Source organism: Variovorax sp. PAMC28562, from assembly GCF_014303735.1.
Classification (GTDB): domain Bacteria; phylum Pseudomonadota; class Gammaproteobacteria; order Burkholderiales; family Burkholderiaceae_C; genus Variovorax.
Genome location: NZ_CP060296.1, coordinates 1697934 through 1715484 on the forward strand (window position 1 = coordinate 1697934; position 17551 = coordinate 1715484).

Here is a 17551-nt window from a genome sequence, read left to right on the forward strand (position 1 = left end):
CCGAAGGGCAAGGAAAACAGCAAGGAGACAACGTGCGCGTGCTGCTGGTGGAAGACGACGACATGATCGGCCGCAGCCTGATGCAGGCGCTCGAGGGCGCCGGCTGGTCGGTCGACTGGGTGCGCGACGGCTTGCTCGCGCAGAGTGCGATGTCCGATGGCGGCTACACCTGCGTGCTGCTCGACCTCGGGCTGCCCAAGCAGGACGGCACCGAGGTGCTGCGCCGCGCCCGCGAACGCGGCGACCTCACGCCGGTGCTGGTGCTGACCGCTCGCGACGGGCTGGACGACCGCATTCAGAACCTCGACCTCGGCGCCGACGACTATGTGCTCAAACCTTTCGAGTTCCGGGAGCTGCTGGCACGCATGCGCGCCGTGATCCGTCGGCGCGACGGCAGCGCGCATTCGCTGGTCGGCACGCTCGCACTGCAGCTCGATCTGACGACCCGCGAGGTCTTGATACAAGGCGAACGCGAGGCGTTGACCGCGCGCGAATTCGCATTGCTGCATGCGCTGCTGGAGCGCCCTGGCGCCATTCTTTCGCGCGACCAGCTCGAGCATCGCATCTACGGTTGGGGTGAAGAGGTGACGAGCAACGCGGTCGACGTGCTGATCCACGGCATGCGCCGCAAGATCGGCCCCGACGCCATCCGCAATGTGCGCGGGCTGGGCTGGCGCGTGGTACCTGCGTGATCGACGCGCTGCGCGCGAGCCGGGCGTGGGGCCGCCCGCATTCGCTGCGCGGCCAGTTGCTGTTGTGGTTGCTGACGCTGCACCTGATCGCAGCCGGCCTGACGGCGTGGTCGGCCTACATCCTCTACGGCCGGCTGGTTCACGACTTCATGGACGACCAGATGCGTCTGGTGGCGGAGTCGTACGCGTCGCACCACCGGCCACCCGCCTTGCTGCCCCTGGCCGATGCAGCCGACTTACGCCGAGGCGCCTTCGTCCTGCAGCTCTGGAGCGCCGACGGCACCACGCTGCTCGCCAGCAGTTGGCCTGCGCTGACGGTGCCGTTGCAGACGCAGACCGGCTTTGGCGACGTGCACACCGGCACGGGCGCCGAAGCCGATTGGCGCGTGTACACCGCGCTCGGCGCACGCGAAGACCGGCTGCGCGTGCAGGTGGTGCAAAGCGACGACTTCCGCCGGCATCGCGTCATACGACGTGCCCTGTTCGAAGGCTTGCCTATCGCCTTGCTACTGCCGCTGGCAATGATGATTTTGTGGATCATCGTCACGGCGGCATCACGCTCGTTGCGGGCCGTGGCACGCGACGTGGTGGCGCAGGACGAGCGCAGCCTGTCGGAGCTTTCGGTTGCGCGCGTGCCTGAAGAAATCATGCCGCTGGTCGATGCTTTCAACGGCTTGCTGGCGCGACTGCGTGCCGCCTTTGCGACGCAGCGGCGCTTCGTGCAGGACGCTGCGCACGAGCTGCGCAGCCCTATCGCGGCGATCACGCTGCAGATCGAAGCGCTGCGCCCGCACGTTGCCAGCGATGGCGATGCTGCACAGCGTTTCGCGCAGCTCGAAGCGGGCGTGACACGGGCTCGTCATCTGGTCGATCAGTTGCTGTCGTTGTCGCGCCAAGAGGCGCCGCCATCGACGAGCGCGGCTGCGCCGGTCGACGTCGCGGCACTGCTGCGCGACAGCATCGGCAGCCTCATGGTGCTGGCCGATCAGCGCGGCGTCGATGTCGGCTTCGAAGGACAGCTTTACCAGCTGGTCGATGCGCCGACCAGCGAGCTGCGCTGCGTCTTCGACAACCTGATCGACAACGCACTGCGTTATACGAAGCAGGGGACCGCGGTCGACGTGCGACTGCATGCGGTCGAAGGGCGTCCGGTGGTGGATGTCATCGACCACGGGCCAGGCATTCCATCGGATCTGATGGGCCGCGTATTCGACCGTTTCTTTCGCGCGCCGGGTGCAGCAGCGGGTGGCAGTGGGCTGGGGCTGTCGATCGCTCAGGCGGCAGCCGCCCGGCACGGCATGCGCATCGCGCTGCGCAACCGCTCTGTGGACGAGGGCGGACCGGGCGTCGTCGCCCGCGTGTATCTGCCTGTGCCGGCGTCCGTCACGGCCAACTAAGTTCTTGCTCACTCGGGCGTAATTCGACGCTCACTGGGCGCTCAGTCTGCATGCCTAGAGTGATCTCAGGTCGGCCGACGAGCATGTCGCTTCCGGTGCAAGACCGACGATCCCCAAGGAGACCACCATGCAAGCTTCCACTCGATTTCTGGCACTCGGCGCCATTGCTGCCGTCACCGCTTTCGGCTCTGTCGCGGCCTCGGCGCAGACCGCCAAATGGGACGGCGGCGGTAGCGAGGCGATCGGCCAGTCCACCAGCATGTCCATCGAAGGCACGGCGTCCAGCGACGAAGTGACCAAGGGTGCGATGGCCGCTGCCCGCCCGACCGACACCGAGGCAAGAGGTCAATCGACCTCGATGCCGATGCCCGCCGGCGGCATTTCGTCGGACGAGGTCTACAAGGGCGCCGTGCTGGCCTCCCATCCGAGCGGCACCGAAGCGCTCGGCCAGTCGACCTCGCTGCCAATGGGCTCTGGTTCCTGAACGGCCTCAGGCCACCGGAACGTCGCGCGCCAGCGTCGGGTGCGGTTCATCCGCAGGCGAGGTGAGCAACAGTTTGTAGATCAGCGCACCGAGGATGGCGCCGACGATCGGCGCGACCCAGAACAACCACAGCTGGTCGAAGGCATAGCCGGGGCCGAACAGCGCAGGGCCGGTGCTGCGGGCCGGGTTGACCGACGTGTTGGTCACCGGGATCGAGATCAGGTGGATCAAGGTCAGGCACAGGCCGATGGCGAGACCGCCGAAGCCCGCCGGATTGCGCTTGGAGGTGGTGCCGAGGATGACGATCAGGAAGATGGCCGTAAGCACCACTTCGATCAACAGCGCAGACATCATGTTGTAGCCGCCGGGCGAGTGCACGCCATAGCCGTTGGTGGCAAAGCCGCCGATGTCGGCGCCCGTCTTGCCGGTCGCGATCAGATAGAGCACGCCGGCACCGGCGATGGCGCCGAGCACTTGCGACACCACATAGCCCGCGAGTTCGCTGGCGCGAAAGCGGCCACCGACCACCAGACCGACCGATACGGCCGGGTTGAAGTGGCCGCCCGAGATGCCGCCCAGCGCGTAGGCACCGGTCAACACGGTCAGGCCGAATGCCAGCGAGACGCCGGCAAAGCCGATGCCGAGTGCCGGGAAGGCCGCAGCCAGAACTGCGCTGCCGCAACCGCCGAAAGTGAGCCAGAACGTTCCGATGAATTCGGCCGCCCACTTTTTATAAGTGCTGTGTTCCATATCCCTAATTCCTCGTTGTGTGTGAAGGGCGGATTCTAGGCAGACACGTAGGACGAGTCGTACATTCATATGGAGGGGAGCGCAGGCCGCTTTGCCGCTACGCTTTCGGGCATGAATCCTCGCGCCTTCAAAAACCTCACTGTCGGCGTTCTGGTTGCCAGCGCTTTCGCCATGGCCCCGGCCAGCACACAGGCGCAGCAGGGCAGCGTCAATGCGCTGTGCAGCACCGACGTCGGCTGGTGCGAGCAGGCCGCGGCGGCGTTCACTCGTGCGACCGGCATCAAGGTGAATCAGGCGCACAAGGGAACCGGCGAGATCGGTGCGCAGCTGCGCGCGGAGGCGGCCAACCCCAAGACCGATATCTGGTGGGGCGGCACCGGCGATCCGTTCTTGCAGGCCGCCGAGCAGGGCTTGCTCGACCCTTATCGGCCGGCCTATATCAACGACCTGCACGACTGGGCCGTGCGGCAGTACGCGATGTCCGGCAACCAGGTCGGCGGCTTCTACACGAGCGTGATCGGCTTCGGCTTTAACACCGACGTGCTCAAGAAAAAGAAGCTGGCCGAGCCCAGGTGCTGGGCCGACCTGGTCAAGCCCGAGTACAAAGGCGAGATCGAAATTTCTCACCCCGCATCGAGCGGTACGGCCTACACGATCATCGCTGGCCTGGTGCAGCAGATGGGCGAAGACGCCGCCTTCGACTACCTCAAGAAGCTGCACAAGAATGTGACGACCTACACCCGGAGCGGACAGGCGCAGGCACCCAGCGTGGCCAAGGGCGAGGTCGCCATCGGCGTCAGCTTCTTGTTCGGCTTCGAGAAGTGGCGCTACGACAAATTCCCGGTGAAGACGGCGGCGCCGTGCGAAGGCACCGGTTACGAAATCGGCGGCATCGCGCTGGTCAAAGGCGCACGCAACAAGGCCAATGCCGTCAAGTACTACGACTTTTTGATGAGCCCGGAGGGCCAGGCGATCGGCGCCGCGGCGGGCAGCTATCAGACCCCGGCCAACAAGACCTTCAAGCCCGATCCGCGCATCCCGTCGTCGAACGGCATCAAGCTCATCAAGTACGACTTCGAGAAGTACGGCAAGGCAGCCGAGCGCAAGCGGCTGATCGAACGCTGGACTCAGGAAGTCGAGTCGCAGCCGCGCTGAACGGGGTGTTCAGGGCGGGCGGCGCGGGGCGTCTAGAATTTTCGTCTTTCGCACCCACGTCTGAGTCATGTCCGATACCTCCAGCACCAAACTCCCCTTCCAGGCCGAAGTCGCCCAACTGCTTCACCTTGTCACGCACGCCTTGTATTCGAACAAGGAGATCTTTCTTCGCGAGCTGATCTCCAACGCGTCGGATGCCTGCGACAAGCTTCGCTTCGAAGCCATCGACCAGCCCGACCTCTATGAGAACCAGCCCGAGCTCGATGTCCGCATCAGCTTCGACAAGACGGCCCGCACGCTGACCATCGCCGATCGGGGCATCGGCCTGTCGCGGCAAGAGGCGATCGACAACCTGGGCACGATCGCCAAGAGCGGCACCAAGGACTTCATGAGCAAGCTCTCCGGCGACCAAAAGGCCGACGCACAGCTCATCGGCCAGTTCGGCGTGGGCTTCTACTCCGGCTTTATTGTGGCCGACAAGATCACGGTCGAGTCGCGCCGTGCCGGCCTGCCGACCGAAGACGGCGTGCGCTGGGTCAGCGGTGGCGCCGGCGACTTCGACGTCGACACCATCACGCGCGTCGACCGCGGCACGACGGTCACCCTGCATCTGCGCGACGACGCCGAGGAATACCTCAACGCCTGGAAGATCAAGCAGATCGTCGGCAAGTATTCCGACCACATCTCGCTGCCCATCCTGATGGAAAAAGAGGAGTGGAAAGAGGGCGAGAACGATCAGCCCGGCGACATGGTCAAGACGGGCGAATGGGAAACGATCAACAAGGCCAATGCCCTCTGGAGCCGCGCCAAAAAAGACATCACGCCCGAGCAATACGTCGAGTTCTACAAGGCCATCAGCCACGACTACGAGGCACCGCTGACCTGGAGCCACAACCGGGTCGAAGGTTCGACCGAGTACACGCAGCTGCTCTACATCCCGGCCAAGGCGCCCTTCGATTTGTGGAACCGCGACAAGAGCGCGGGCGTCAAGCTCTACGTCAAGCGCGTCTTCATCATGGACGACGCCGAGGCGCTGATGCCCAGCTATCTTCGCTTCGTCAAAGGCGTGATCGACTCGGCAGACCTTCCGCTCAACGTGAGCCGCGAGCTGCTGCAAGAGAGCCGCGACGTGAAGGCGATCCGTGAAGGCAGCACCAAGCGCGTGCTGTCGATGCTGGAAGACCTGGCGAAGAAGGCGACTGCACCTGTCGAAGCCGCTGCACCTGCAGCAAAGTCCGACGATGGCGTGACCGATGTCGTCGACAAGAAAGACGACGCGGTTGAAGAAGCCACGTCCGAAGACGCCGGCAAGTACGCGAAGTTCTATGCCGAGTTCGGCGCGGTGCTGAAAGAAGGCCTGGGCGAAGACAACGGCAACCGCGAGCGCATCGCCAAGCTGTTGCGCTTTGCCTCGAGCACCACCGACGCGGTGAGCGTGAGCTTTGCCGACTACAAGGCGCGGATGAAAGAGGGCCAGGACGCCATCTACTACATCACCGCCGACACACTGGCAGGCGCAAAGAACAGTCCGCAGCTCGAGGTCTTCAAGAAGAAGGGCATCGAAGTTCTGTTGATGACAGACCGTGTCGACGAATGGGCGCTCAACTACCTCAACGAGTTCGATGGCACGCCGCTGCAAAGCGTGGCCAAGGGTGCGGTCGACTTGGGCAAGCTGCAAGACGAAGGCGAGAAGAAGGCGGCTGAAGAAGCTGCCGAGTCGTTCAAGCCGATGCTCGAGAAGTTGAAGGCGGCGCTCAAGGACAAGGCCGAAGACGTGCGCGTGACCACGCGCCTGGTCGACTCGCCCGCGTGCCTCGTGGTGCAGGACGGCGGCATGAGCACGCAGCTCGCGCGCATGTTGAAGCAAGCCGGCCAGCCGGCGCCTGACCTCAAGCCGGTGTTGGAAGTGAACGCCGACCATCCACTGGTGAAGAAGCTGGAGACCTCCACCGACTTCGACGATTTGGCGAACATCCTTTTCGACCAGGCCTTGCTGGCCGAAGGCGGGCTGCCGGCGGACCCTGCCGCTTACGTGCGCCGCGTCAACGCGCTGCTGGTCTGACGATGCCGGCGCGCCATCGCATCGGCGTGTCGATGGTGTTGCGCGTTGCTGCCTGGCCTGCTTCGCTGGTTTCTCTCATTTCTCTGACGCTGGCAGGCTGCGCCGGCATCGGTGTCGGCGTGGCCGGAGCCTCGGGTCAAGGCTTCGGTGTCGGACTGAGCCTGTCGCCGGATGCGTTGTTCCGGCGGTCGTCGCCCACGGGTGCTGTGGTGCCGCCGCCGCGTTTCGCAGATCCATCGATTGCACCTGTGCCGCCCATCGCCGAAACATTCGAGTCGGCATCGCCAGCGACCGCGCGCTGAAGTAATCGGGGGAACGTACAGCAACGTACAGCAGGGGCAGCGAGGCTTTACCGCAAGTTTGCGAAGGCTTTGCGAGGCCTTTGCGGGGGTCTGTCGCTCGCTCATTTTGGGCTAAGAAACGCAGCCTAGATTCTCGGCCAGCCCATGCCCAGCGCCACCCGCCGATGACACCCCTACGCTTCGACCACGTCGTTTTCGCGGACGATTTTTTTCGCTCCGCTGTCAATGGGCTGGCCTACCACGATGCCAACCGCAAGTTCTTGCGCGGCCTCTTCGAAACCAGCCTGCAACGCCTCGGCATCACCGCCCGTGACGAGGCGGCCGTATCCCATGGCGGCGCTGTCGACGTTGCGCGGCTCATGGCGCGCCTTCGGCTCCCGTGCACGTCGGCCGGCTGGGCCAGCGCCTGCACTGCAGACCTCACCCCGCTCGCCGGGCAAGACGGCCTGCCCGCATTCGGCCCCGGCTGTCTCGTGATCGGCTGGGGCCTGACGCCGGCGCTGCAGGGTTGCATCGACCGGAGCGGCGCGTCGTACATCGATATCGAGATCGACCCGGTCCGCTTCACCAGCCACCTGCATCTGTGCGCGAGGACCAACGACCCGGTCATCGCGGCGGCATTGCGCGCGTGCACGGTCGACGAAGAAGATTTCTGGAACCACGCGGCGGCCATCAAGGGCTACTTCGCGCGGCGTGGTGCCAGCAGCGTGTTCGACGAGCGACTGCGCGTCGGCGTGTTCTTCGGGCAGAGCCTGGTCGACCTGTCGCTAGTGAGCGGTGGCCGCACGATGCACCCTGCGAGCGTGATCGCGCCGCTCAAGAAACTCGCGGACAGCGTCGACCTGCTGATCGTCAAGCCGCATCCTTATGAGCCGGCGCTGCACCACCTCGCGCCGATCGCGCGGGCGATTCCCAACGTGGCGTGGACCCGCGAGAACAGCTATGCGTTGTTGTCGGCCGCCAATGTGGAGTTCGTCTGCGGCATGTCGTCGGGCGTGCTGACCGAGGCCCGCTATTTCATGAAAGTGGCGCATCCTTTGATCCGGTCGGACCGCAACGCGAGAGACCGCTTGCCGTCGAACTGCTCCGACTGGATGTCCGTCGGCCCCGAGATCGCGGCGATGAACTTCATGGCCACGGTATGCGGTGCAGACCATGCGCCGCACGCGGCCCACTGGCCTTCGACGACGCTCGACCGTGCCTTTGCGACGCGCTGGGGTTTCGACGACCAGAGCCCGGGGCTGGCCGCGTTGCCGGTTGCCGCGATCGGCCGGTCGCATGTCTTTCACCAGGGCAGCGCGGCAACGGCCTGGCTGAGCCACGGATGGACCGAGCCCGAGCCTTGGGGCGTTTGGACCGAGGGCGAGCACGCGTGCCTGGTGATCCCGTTGCCGGCTCCCCTGGACTGGAGCGTGGAGGCGGGCGCGCGAGCCTTCGATGTGCACATCGAAGGCTCGCGCTACCTCGGTGCGACCGAAGCGCCGAGCGTCCTCGCAGTGGTCAACGGCACGGTCGTTCCGGCGCAGCGCTCGGCGTACCTGCCGCTCGACGCGCTCGAGTTCGTGCTGCAGGTCGTGCCGCAAGGCGCGCCAGGTCGCCAGGTGCTGGTGATCCAGTTCGCGATCGGCGATCCGGAGCGCCCTTGCGATGCCTGTGGCAGTGGCGACTCGCGCCGCCTGGGGTTCGGGCTGAAGAGTCTGAAAGTGAGCTTGCCCAGGGCGCCGCGCCTCCCGGTGTCGGCGCGCGAGTCGCAGAAGGCGCCATCCTGGATGAGCAGCGTGTTTCGCACGCGGGTCTGAGCGCGGCCGCGCTCTGCCAGTACCTCAGGCGTACAAAGGTTCTTCGGCCATCTGCTCGCACTGCTCCTGCAGCATGAGCACCTGGCCTTTCCAGTAGTCGCTCGAGCCGAACCACGGAAAGTTGATCGGGAAGATCGGGTCTTCCCAGCGCCGTGCGAGCCAGGCGCTGTAGTGGATCAGTCGCAGCGTGCGAAGCGGTTCGATCAGCGCCAGCTCGCGACGGTCGAACGAGCGGAATTGCTCATAGCCTTCGAGCAGGCCACTCAACTGGCCGGTGCGCTGCGCCCGGTCGCCCGACAGCAGCATCCACAAATCCTGCACCGCGAAGCCGGTCCGAGCGTCGTCCAGGTCGACGAAGTGCGGGCCGCCGCCGGGGCGATCGGTCGGCGTCCACAGGATGTTGCCGGGGTGGCAGTCGCCATGCAGCCGCAGGCTCTTGAACTCGCTGCCGAAGCGGCCTTGCGCATCCGTCGCGAGGGCAGTCTTGGCGATCATCTCGAGCGCCTCGTTGCACGTCGTTTCCCACAGGCGCTGTACGTCGAGCGGAATTTTCTCGTTCCCCAGCAACCAGTCGCGCGACGCCGTGCCGAAGCTCTGCAGGTCGAGCGCCGGGCGCGACTCGAAAGGCCGCTTGGCGCCGACCGTGTGAATGCGCGCGAGAAAGCGGCCGATCCATTCGAGCACCTCGAAATCGTCCAACTCGGGAGGGCGTCCACCGCGGTACGGGCTCACGCTGAAAGCGAAGCCGGCGTGGTGGTGCAGCGTGGCGCCATTCAGTTCCAGCGGGGCCACGGCCGGCACTTCGGCCGCGGTGAGCTCGGCAGAAAAGGCGTGCTCTTCGAGGATCTGCACTTCGCTCCAGCGGCCGGGCCGATAGAACTTGGCGACCACGGCGCTGCGGTCTTCGAGGTGGATCTGGTAGACCCGGTTTTCATAGGAGCTGAGGGCCTGCAGTCGGCCGTCGCCGTGCAGGTCGAGCGTGGCGAGCGCATCGAGCACCACGTCGGGCGTGAGCGTCTCGTAGGGATGGAGCGAGGGCTCTGAAGGGTCGGCGTCGGCGCCTGCTGGCGAGTGAGGTTGCATGAGGCATTGTCGTCCTCGCGGCGCCAGCAGAGGCCGACACATCAGGGTCGCTTGCAGGGCCAATGCAGCCCCGGGCCCCGGGCGGCGGGCCTACAGCGCCTTATGGAACGACAGCATGTGCCCCATGCGTGGATGGCTGCGGCCGCCCAGCACTTCGGCGTAAGCGGCTTGCACGGCCTCCGGCCCGTGATGCCGGTCGGGCACCAGCCACGGCGCGGCCGGGTCGGTCACTTGCGCGGTGAAGGCCTTCCACGCCGTCAGCAACTTCTCGCCCATCACCGCGCCGCCCCATTCGTCGGTGCGCTTCTTGATTTGCGCCGGTGCGAAGAACAGGGTGGCGCGAGGTCCAGGCAAGTTCTTTGCACCCCCCAGGTGCTCGACGTGCGTGCCCCCTATCGAGCTGCTGAAGCGCAGGTTGACGAAGCGTGTGTGGACCGCCAGCCTGAACGCCGCGTTGCCTGCGAAGTCGACATACACGCACAAGGCATCGGCCGGAATCAGCTCCAGCTCGTCGTAACCGACCACGCGGCTGTAGCAGCCCAGGCTCTCGCAGAACAGCTTGTTGCCGGGCGAGGTCAGGCCGATCACTTCGATGCCGGGCCGCTGTGCCAGCTGAAAAGCCGTGCCGTAGGCGGTCTTGCTCGATGCACTCGACAGCAACACCGTGTCGGCGCCGAAGAAGTCGTTGTCCGCAAGGAAGTCGTCGATCAGCCACGAGGTGATGAAGAGCGGCCGCAGCAGCGCCTGGATGTCTTCGGTATCTGCTGTGTAGAGCGGGTCGGCGCCGCATCGCATGTAGCGGTTGTAGACGGCATGCAATTCGCTCCGATGCGGGGCTGCGTCGGTGAAGCCCTCGGGCCTGAGCCGGTCGGGTTGCAACACCACTTGGTCGGCCATCGGAAAGTAGCCGTACACGCGCTCGCCGACCGCGACGCCCGGATGCATCGACTGCGCGACACTGCCAAAGCCCCAGACCGGAATGCGGCCCCAGCCTTCTTCGCCGCTCGGGAAGAACTGCCAGTAGCTCATCGCGTCACCGAAGGCGCCGTAGGTGATGTTGTTGGACGTCAGCGCGAAGGTGTCGATGCGCACGCGGACCTGGCCATCGGCCAGTGGTGCATCGCTGGAATTGCGCAGGCGTGTCGTGCCCAGGGCGTCTTTGCGGATCAGGAGGTCGGTGGTGCTCATCGGCAAACCATAGCGCAGGGTCGTGACGCGTGCACGAAAAAAAGCCCCGGGTCGTCGCGTGGGCGACGTGCCGGGGCTCGGTCGATCGGGTCGGGCGACCCGATCTGTCTGTCGATCAGGCGATCACGAGTTCGACGTCGATGTTGCCGCGCGTCGCGTTCGAGTACGGGCAAACCTGGTGGGCCGTTTCGACCAGCAGTTTCTTCTGTGCATCGTCCAGGCCCGGCAGGGTGATAGCGAGCTTGACCGACACGCCGTAGGCAGCGCCGCCGTTCGTGGGGCCGAGGGCGACGCTGGAGTCGATCGACACATCGTCCGGCACCTTGACGCTGATCTTTGGACCGACGGCCTTCATGGCGCCGATGAAGCAGGCGGCGTAGCCGACCGCGAACAGCTGCTCGGGGTTGGTGCCGGGCTTGCCCGAACCAGGCGAGCTGAGCTTGACGTCGACTGCGCCGTCGCTGGATTTGCCGGCGCCTTCGCGGCCGCCGACCGTATGGGCTTCAGCCGTGTAGAGAACCTTGTCGAGTTTGGTGGTCATGTGATTTCCTTGGGTTGAGGTTGAGGTTGGGGTTGGGGTAGAGAAAGGGTGAGGGGAGAACAAAGAAATTTCAGGCGGCCTTGATGCGGTCGCGCAGCGTTTGCAATTGCTGCGTGAGCGCGACCAGTTCGGATACAGAGCACTGCGTCGCGGCCATCAGGCAGCCCGGCACCGCGGCGGCGCGTGCCTTGAGCTTGCGACCGGAGGCAGTGAGGGTGACGCGCACGCGGCGCTCGTCGGCCACGTCGCGCACACGCGCCACATAGCCGCCGGCTTCGAGCCGTTTGAGCAGCGGCGTCAGCGTGCCGGAGTCGAGCGACACACGCTCGCCCAGCGCCGACACCATGACGCCGTCCTGCTCCCACAATGCGAGCATGACGATGTATTGCGGGTAGGTGAGGGTGAGCTTTTCGAGCAGGGGCTTGTAGAGCCGCGTCATCGCCAGCGACGCCGAATACACCGCGAAGCACAGCTGGTTGTCCAGATGTTGCATGTCGACGGTGGCAGGTTTGGAACGCATGAATAGAATTATATCGAACAATTAAATTGTGTGCAATCTAGTTGCGGCGTCGTTAATTGAAAGAATTTGAAACCGGCTGAATTTTCGAAGCGCCCGCGGCGCCCGCAGCGCCTGAAAAGACTGCTTATCGGGTCGTCATCAACGCGTTGGCGACCGCATGGAACGCGGGCAGCGTCAGAGGGTCGTTGCCCGCGTTGGCAGCGAGGGGGTGCGCTGCGTAGCGCACGATCACCATCTCGGCCTTCGGGTCGACGTAGATGCTCTGGCCGTGGATGCCGCGCGCCATGTAGGCGCCGTGGTCGTTGTTCGTCGACCACCACATGTCGCGGTACGACCAGCCCGGCAGCAAGGCGTAGCCCGCCTTGGCAAACTTCGCCTTGTTACCACCGCCCGTAATCTCGGCGATGGCCGACTGCGGAATGACTTGCTGGCCGTTGGCGCGACCGCCGTTGCGCATGGTTTCGCCGAAGCGCGCCAGATCGCGCAGCGTGGTGTTCAGGCCGCCGCCGCCCGACTCGGTGCCGATGCGGTCGACCATGAAGTAGGCGTCTTGCTCGGCCCCGATGCGGCGCCAGATCTTCTCGGAGAGAAGGTCGGCCAGCGACTGGCCGGAAGCGCGCCGCAATACCCACGCGAGCACTTCGGCGTTCACCGTCTTGTAGGCGAAGCCTTCGTCGTGCAGGCCTTCTTTTTGCAGAGTTTTCAGGAAGTCGTAGAAGCTCCTGGGGCCGGCGTAGCCGGGGCCCTGAACCATCATGCCGCCGGCACGCGCGTAGTCGAAAACCTCGGCTTTCGGGTCGGCGTAGTTCTCCGAGTACTTCACGCCGACGGTCATGTCCATCACTTGGCGCACGGTCGCGTCGCCGTACGCCGTGTCTTTCATTTCCGGCAAATACTTCGTCACCGGCGCAGCCGGATCGAGCTTGCCTTCTGCCACCAGGATGGCGGCCAGCGTGCCGACGAACGACTTGGTCACCGACATCGCCAGGTGCGGCCGCTCGGGCGTGAGCGCACCGAAATACTTTTCGTAGACGACGTCACCTTTGTGCAGCACAAGGATGCCGTCGGTGTAGGTGCGCGGCAGCATCTGGCCGAAGGTCATCGGCTCGCCACCCAACGCGGTGAAGGCGATGCCGTCGAGGTCGCGTGGCGCTGCGGGCAACGGGCTGGGCGCACCGCTGCCGCGCCAGACGTTAGCAGTCGGCACCGACTCGCGCACATGCGAAAAGCTCCAGCGGTTGCGCGGAAAAGCACCCCCTCTCGGGTCGTCGAAGGTGATGAGCTTGTCGGGCGCGGGCGGAAATCCCTGCATCCAGCCGAGCGCGCCGACCGACGTGGCCGCCGGATCGGGGAGCAGTGCTGGCGCGGGTTGGGCGGTGGCTTCAATCACGATAAAAAGTCCGGACAGGGCAGCGAGCGTGAGGGCGGCGAGCCCGGAGCGACGAGGAATGAACATGAAGCGTCTCCGTTTCAGCGTCCGCTGAACCGCGACGGCCGCCGCTCGACAAACGAGCGCACGCCTTCCGCGGCGTCCTCGCTGTTCGACAGCCGCTTCTGCGTCTCGATGAATTCGGCAACCGCAGCCGCCGGACCTTCTTCGACCGCTTTCAGAATGTTGAGACGCGTGGCGACAACGGCGAGCGGTGCCTGCGCTGCAATGCGTTGCGCAATCACCAGCGCCTCGTCGAGCTCCTGGCCCGCTGGCACGACCTTCTGCACGAAGTTGAGTCGATAGGCTTCGGCACTGCCGAACTCGTCGGCGGTGAGCAGATGCAGCATCGCGTTACCCAGGCCCGCCCGCTCGGCCATCCGCAGCGTGGCGCCGCCGGTCGCCATGATCCCGCGCTGCACTTCGAGCTGTGAGAAGCGGCAGTTATCGGCCGCGACCACGATGTCGGCACCGAGCATCAGCTCGATGCCCACCGTGAAGCAAATGCCCTTGACCGCCACCACCATCGGCTTGGTACGCCGCCGGTAGCCCGGCAGGCCGAAGTCGTGCGGCTCGACCAGGCCTTCCGGCACCGCCTTCTCGCCGCGCTTCATGTACTCGGTGATGAGCGGCAGATCGAGCCCGGCGGTGAAGTGATCGCCGAAGGCATGCAGCACGCCGACGCGCAAGGCAGGGTCGTCGTCGAGCCGCGTGTACGCTTCGGCGAGTTGCCTGAACATGGGCGGCGTCCAGCCGTTGCGCTTGGCCGGCCGGTTGATGCCGATCAGCAAGACATGGTCGATGACCTGCGTGTCGATGCAGCCTTCGGCGGGAGGTGTGGTGCCAACGACGTTCATTTTTTGTGTCTCCGGTTTTATATTGTTATTGCTCAGTAAGCGTAGACGCCGCGCTTCGTCTTGCGGCCGAGCTGACCGGCTGCGACCATTTCCTTCAGAAGCGGGCACGGCCGGTACTTGGAGTCCCCGAATTGCGCGAGGTACACCTCCATCACCGCCAGGCACACGTCGAGCCCGATCATGTCGGCCAGCGCCAGTGGCCCGATCGGCTGGTTGCAGCCCAGCTTCATGCCGGCGTCGATGTCTTCGGCGGTCGCGAGTCCTTCTGACAGCACGAAAAAAGCTTCGTTGATCATCGGCACCAGGATGCGGTTGACCACGAAACCGGGTGCGTTCTTGACGGTGATCGGCGACTTGCCCAACCTCACGGCCAGCGCTTTCACCGCATCGTGCGTTTCGTCGCTGGTGAGGTAGCCGCGAATGATCTCCACCAGCGCCATCATCGGCACCGGGTTGAAGAAGTGCATGCCGATGAAGCGCTCCGAGCGCGAAGTGGCGGCCGCCAGCTGCGTGATCGAAATCGACGAGGTGTTCGACGCGATGATCACCTCGGGCGCGAGCAGTTCGTCGACCTGCTTCAGGATCTTGAATTTGAGCGCCTCATTTTCGGTCGCGGCTTCGATGACCAGTTGCGCGCTCTTCAGCTCCGCGTAGTCGGTCGAGCCTTTGATGAGCGCGAGCGCGGCGTCTTTTTGCGCAGCCGTCAGCTTCTCTTTCTTGATGAGCCGGTCTAGGCTGCCCGCCACCGCCGCAATGCCCTTGTCGACCGCGGCCTGCGCGATGTCGACCATGACGACTTTTACGCCGGCCACAGCGCAGGCCTGCGCGATGCCGTTGCCCATGGTGCCGGCGCCGATGATGCCGACGGTCTGAATCGCCATTTGAAAACTCCTCGAAGTGTTGGAAAAACGTTGGAAGACAGGCGCGTTGCGAGGGCGAGCCGATGGGTGTCATTGTGGAACACGCGGTGATTTAAAGTTGTCGCATGACCATCATCGGCACGCCTCTTTCTTCTTCCGCAACCCGCGTCATGCTGCTCGGCTCCGGCGAGCTCGGCAAGGAGGTGCTGATCGCCTTGCAGCGGCTCGGTGTCGAGACCATCGCGGTCGACCGCTATGCCGACGCTCCGGGCCAGCAAGTCGCGCACCACGCGCGCACCATCACGATGAGCGACCCCGCGGCACTCAAGGCGCTGATCGAGGCCGAGAAGCCCGACCTCGTCGTGCCAGAAATCGAAGCGATCGCCACGCACATGCTGCAGGAGCTCGAAGACGCTGGTGTGGTGCGTGTCATTCCTACCGCGCGTGCGGCGCGTCTCACGATGGACCGCGAGGGCATTCGTCGCCTCGCTGCGGAAACGCTCGGCGTGCCGACCAGCCCGTACAAGTTTTGCGATTCGCTCGCCGAGTTGCAGGCCGCCATCGATGGTCACGACAAAGACGAAGACGAAGACAAAGACAAGGGCGAAAAGGGCATCGGCTACCCCTGCATCGTCAAGCCGGTCATGAGCAGTTCCGGCAAGGGCCAAAGCAAGATCGACGGACCGGCCGATGTTCAAAAAGCGTGGGACTACGCCATGGCCGGCGGCCGTGTCAGTCACGGGCGAGTGATCGTCGAAGGCTTCATCGACTTCGACTACGAGATCACGCTGCTGACGGTGCGGGCACGCGGCGCAGCAGGCGCCGTCGAAACGAAGTTCTGTGAACCGATCGGCCATGTGCAGGTAAGCGGCGATTACGTCGAAAGCTGGCAGCCGCACCCGATGGCGCCTGCGGCCTTGCTGAAAGCGCAGCAGATCGCCGAAGCCGTGACGTCCGACCTCGGCGGTCAGGGCCTGTTCGGCGTCGAGCTGTTCGTCAAGGGCGACGAGGTCTGGTTCAGCGAAGTGAGCCCGCGACCGCACGACACCGGCATGGTGACGATGGCGACGCAGTGGCAAAACGAGTTCGAGCTGCACGCACGCGCCATCCTCGGATTGCCGGTCGACACCACGCTGAAAAGCGCGGGCGCCAGCGCGGTGATCTACGGCGGTGTCGACGCCACCGGCATCGTGTTCGACGGCATTGCCGATGCGCTGCAAGTGCCGGGGTCGGACATCCGTCTCTTCGGCAAGCCCGAGAGCTTCGTCAAGCGACGCATGGGCGTGGCGCTGGTGCATGCGGCCGATGTGGACACGGCGCGGTCGCGGGCGAAAGATGCGGCTTCGCGGGTGAAGCCGCGCAAGGCCTGAGGCAGAGGCCAATCCGAAGAGCCGATTCAAATAGCAATCAAAAAACCAACCGGAGACATTCGAATGTTGCACCCCCAAGCCCGCGCACTGATGGACCTGATGGCGGAGCGCGGCGTGCCACCGACCCATACGCTGTCACCCGCCGAGGCGCGCGCTTTCTACCGTGAGCGGCGCACCTTTACGCAGCCTGAACCGCCGCAAGTCGCGGCAGTGCGCGAGCTGACGGCTACTACGCCACAGGGCGACATCCCGCTTCGCCTGTATCGGCCGCTGGGTCCTGACGCCACAACGGTGTTGCCGGTGCTGGTTTATTACCACGGCGGGGGCTGGGTCATTGGCGACCTCGACACGCACGACACGCTGTGCCGCGAGCTGGCAAACGCGGCCGGTTGTGCGGTCGTCGCTGTCGACTACCGCATGGGGCCGGAGCATCGCTTTCCGGCTGCAGTCGACGATGTATTGGCTGCCACCCGCTGGGTGCGCGAGCAGGCTGGTGCGTTGAGGCTCGATCCCGGCCGTCTCGCAGTGGGCGGCGACAGTGCCGGCGGCAATCTGGCCGCTTTGGTCGCGCTGGCGGCCCGTGATGCCGGCGATCTGCCGATCGCGTTCCAGTTGCTGATCTACCCAGCCACCGACATGCGCCGCGGGCATCCTTCGCACACGACCAACGGAGACGGCTATGTGCTGACACGCGACACGCTCGCTTACTTTCACGACCACTACATCGCTGACCCCGCGCACGATCTCGATTGGCGCGCATCGCCGTTGCTGCACACCGATCTGGCGGGATTGCCGCCGGCACTGGTAATCACGGCTGGCTACGACCCATTGCGGGATGAAGGCCTGGACTACGCCCGCGCACTGACCGAGGCCGGCAACCGAGCGACCTGCGTCTGCTTCGAGCGGCAGATTCACGGCTTCATCACGATGGGCCGCGTGCTCGACGAGGCGAACACGGCGGTGGCTTTGTGTGCGGCCGAACTTCGGCGCGTATTGGGTTAACCGCGCGGGCTAGCCGCGGACAGGCCCGGCGCGCTGACCCACATCGCGCCAGATGCAAAA

17 protein-coding genes are annotated in these 17551 nt (G+C 65.1%); 9 read left to right on the plus strand and 8 right to left on the minus strand.

The features are described from left to right. Positions 1 to 32 precede the first annotated feature (32 nt). The 3 genes from H7F36_RS08105 to H7F36_RS08115 all read left to right on the plus strand — a co-directional run bounded on the left by H7F36_RS08105 (position 33) and on the right by H7F36_RS08115 (position 2573). Positions 33 to 692 (plus strand): response regulator transcription factor, encoded by a 660-nt coding sequence (locus tag H7F36_RS08105; protein WP_187054186.1) that lies wholly within the window; start codon positions 33 to 35, stop codon positions 690 to 692. After that, positions 689 to 2089 (plus strand): ATP-binding protein, encoded by a 1401-nt coding sequence (locus tag H7F36_RS08110; protein ID WP_261802534.1) that lies wholly within the window; start codon positions 689 to 691, stop codon positions 2087 to 2089. The genes H7F36_RS08105 and H7F36_RS08110 overlap by 4 nt, the downstream gene beginning before the upstream one ends. A gap of 127 nt (positions 2090 to 2216) precedes the next feature. Continuing rightward, positions 2217 to 2573 (plus strand): hypothetical protein, encoded by a 357-nt coding sequence (locus H7F36_RS08115; protein WP_187054187.1) that lies wholly within the window; start codon positions 2217 to 2219, stop codon positions 2571 to 2573. A 6-nt stretch (positions 2574 to 2579) separates the two neighbouring features. On the opposite strand, the gene aqpZ is transcribed toward H7F36_RS08115, so the two are convergent. Further along, entirely contained in the window at positions 2580 to 3323 is a 744-nt protein-coding gene (aqpZ, locus tag H7F36_RS08120) for an aquaporin Z (RefSeq protein ID WP_187054188.1), read from the minus strand. A 111-nt stretch (positions 3324 to 3434) separates the two neighbouring features. Between aqpZ and H7F36_RS08125 the strand changes: the two genes are divergently transcribed. The 4 genes from H7F36_RS08125 to H7F36_RS08140 all read left to right on the plus strand — a co-directional run bounded on the left by H7F36_RS08125 (position 3435) and on the right by H7F36_RS08140 (position 8641). Further along, positions 3435 to 4478 (plus strand): ABC transporter substrate-binding protein, encoded by a 1044-nt coding sequence (locus tag H7F36_RS08125; protein ID WP_187054189.1) that lies wholly within the window; start codon positions 3435 to 3437, stop codon positions 4476 to 4478. Between the two features lie 67 nt (positions 4479 to 4545). Then, a complete protein-coding gene (gene htpG / locus H7F36_RS08130; RefSeq protein ID WP_187054190.1) occupies positions 4546 to 6540 on the plus strand; it encodes a molecular chaperone HtpG in 1995 nt (664 codons plus the stop codon). A 2-nt stretch (positions 6541 to 6542) separates the two neighbouring features. After that, a complete protein-coding gene (locus H7F36_RS08135) occupies positions 6543 to 6842 on the plus strand; it encodes a hypothetical protein (protein ID WP_187054191.1) in 300 nt (99 codons plus the stop codon). A 164-nt stretch (positions 6843 to 7006) separates the two neighbouring features. Next, on the plus strand, positions 7007 to 8641 hold the full coding sequence (locus tag H7F36_RS08140; RefSeq protein WP_187054192.1) for a hypothetical protein: 1635 nt from the start codon (positions 7007 to 7009) through the stop codon (positions 8639 to 8641). Between the two features lie 24 nt (positions 8642 to 8665). On the opposite strand, the gene H7F36_RS08145 is transcribed toward H7F36_RS08140, so the two are convergent. The 7 genes from H7F36_RS08145 to H7F36_RS08175 form a co-directional block, all read right to left on the minus strand. Beyond that, positions 8666 to 9724, minus strand: coding sequence for a serine/threonine protein kinase (locus H7F36_RS08145; protein ID WP_187054193.1), 1059 nt, complete (start codon positions 9722 to 9724; stop codon positions 8666 to 8668). Positions 9725 to 9814: 90 nt separating this feature from the next. Then, positions 9815 to 10912, minus strand: a complete 1098-nt coding sequence (locus H7F36_RS08150) for a DUF2855 family protein (RefSeq protein WP_187054194.1) — start codon at positions 10910 to 10912, stop codon at positions 9815 to 9817. Positions 10913 to 11027: 115 nt separating this feature from the next. Then, entirely contained in the window at positions 11028 to 11453 is a 426-nt protein-coding gene (locus H7F36_RS08155; protein ID WP_187054195.1) for an organic hydroperoxide resistance protein, read from the minus strand. Positions 11454 to 11523: 70 nt separating this feature from the next. After that, positions 11524 to 11973: a MarR family winged helix-turn-helix transcriptional regulator gene (locus H7F36_RS08160; protein WP_187054196.1), complete on the minus strand. Its 450-nt coding sequence runs from the start codon at positions 11971 to 11973 to the stop codon at positions 11524 to 11526. Positions 11974 to 12097: 124 nt separating this feature from the next. After that, a complete protein-coding gene (locus H7F36_RS08165; protein ID WP_187054197.1) occupies positions 12098 to 13429 on the minus strand; it encodes a serine hydrolase domain-containing protein in 1332 nt (443 codons plus the stop codon). A 14-nt stretch (positions 13430 to 13443) separates the two neighbouring features. Then, the gene (locus tag H7F36_RS08170; RefSeq protein ID WP_187054198.1) at positions 13444 to 14259 is read right to left on the minus strand and encodes a crotonase/enoyl-CoA hydratase family protein; all 816 of its coding nucleotides are present in this window, start codon (positions 14257 to 14259) and stop codon (positions 13444 to 13446) included. Positions 14260 to 14291: 32 nt separating this feature from the next. Continuing rightward, complete coding sequence (locus H7F36_RS08175; protein WP_187054199.1) at positions 14292 to 15140, minus strand: 3-hydroxybutyryl-CoA dehydrogenase; 849 nt, start codon at positions 15138 to 15140, stop codon at positions 14292 to 14294. Positions 15141 to 15244: 104 nt separating this feature from the next. On the opposite strand from H7F36_RS08175, the gene purT reads away from it, so the two are divergent. Together purT and H7F36_RS08185 are read left to right on the plus strand one after the other, a co-directional pair. Next, positions 15245 to 16489, plus strand: coding sequence for a formate-dependent phosphoribosylglycinamide formyltransferase (purT, locus tag H7F36_RS08180; protein ID WP_187054200.1), 1245 nt, complete (start codon positions 15245 to 15247; stop codon positions 16487 to 16489). Positions 16490 to 16552: 63 nt separating this feature from the next. Then, a complete protein-coding gene (locus tag H7F36_RS08185; RefSeq protein WP_187054201.1) occupies positions 16553 to 17491 on the plus strand; it encodes an alpha/beta hydrolase in 939 nt (312 codons plus the stop codon). Positions 17492 to 17551 lie beyond the last annotated feature (60 nt).

Bases quoted from the DNA above. Each gene is read 5' to 3' on its own strand.
- H7F36_RS08115 (WP_187054187.1), top strand. From the start codon at position 2,217: ATGCAAGCTTCCACTCGATTTCTGGCACTCGGCGCCATTGCTGCCGTC.
- aqpZ (WP_187054188.1), bottom strand. From the start codon at position 3,323: ATGGAACACAGCACTTATAAAAAGTGGGCGGCCGAATTCATCGGAACG.
- H7F36_RS08125 (WP_187054189.1), top strand. From the start codon at position 3,435: ATGAATCCTCGCGCCTTCAAAAACCTCACTGTCGGCGTTCTGGTTGCC.
- htpG (WP_187054190.1), top strand. From the start codon at position 4,546: ATGTCCGATACCTCCAGCACCAAACTCCCCTTCCAGGCCGAAGTCGCC.
- H7F36_RS08135 (WP_187054191.1), top strand. From the start codon at position 6,543: ATGCCGGCGCGCCATCGCATCGGCGTGTCGATGGTGTTGCGCGTTGCT.
- H7F36_RS08140 (WP_187054192.1), top strand. From the start codon at position 7,007: ATGACACCCCTACGCTTCGACCACGTCGTTTTCGCGGACGATTTTTTT.
- H7F36_RS08145 (WP_187054193.1), bottom strand. From the start codon at position 9,724: ATGCAACCTCACTCGCCAGCAGGCGCCGACGCCGACCCTTCAGAGCCC.
- H7F36_RS08150 (WP_187054194.1), bottom strand. From the start codon at position 10,912: ATGAGCACCACCGACCTCCTGATCCGCAAAGACGCCCTGGGCACGACA.
- H7F36_RS08155 (WP_187054195.1), bottom strand. From the start codon at position 11,453: ATGACCACCAAACTCGACAAGGTTCTCTACACGGCTGAAGCCCATACG.
- H7F36_RS08160 (WP_187054196.1), bottom strand. From the start codon at position 11,973: ATGCGTTCCAAACCTGCCACCGTCGACATGCAACATCTGGACAACCAG.
- H7F36_RS08165 (WP_187054197.1), bottom strand. From the start codon at position 13,429: ATGTTCATTCCTCGTCGCTCCGGGCTCGCCGCCCTCACGCTCGCTGCC.
- H7F36_RS08170 (WP_187054198.1), bottom strand. From the start codon at position 14,259: ATGAACGTCGTTGGCACCACACCTCCCGCCGAAGGCTGCATCGACACG.
- H7F36_RS08175 (WP_187054199.1), bottom strand. From the start codon at position 15,140: ATGGCGATTCAGACCGTCGGCATCATCGGCGCCGGCACCATGGGCAAC.
- purT (WP_187054200.1), top strand. From the start codon at position 15,245: ATGACCATCATCGGCACGCCTCTTTCTTCTTCCGCAACCCGCGTCATG.
- H7F36_RS08185 (WP_187054201.1), top strand. From the start codon at position 16,553: ATGTTGCACCCCCAAGCCCGCGCACTGATGGACCTGATGGCGGAGCGC.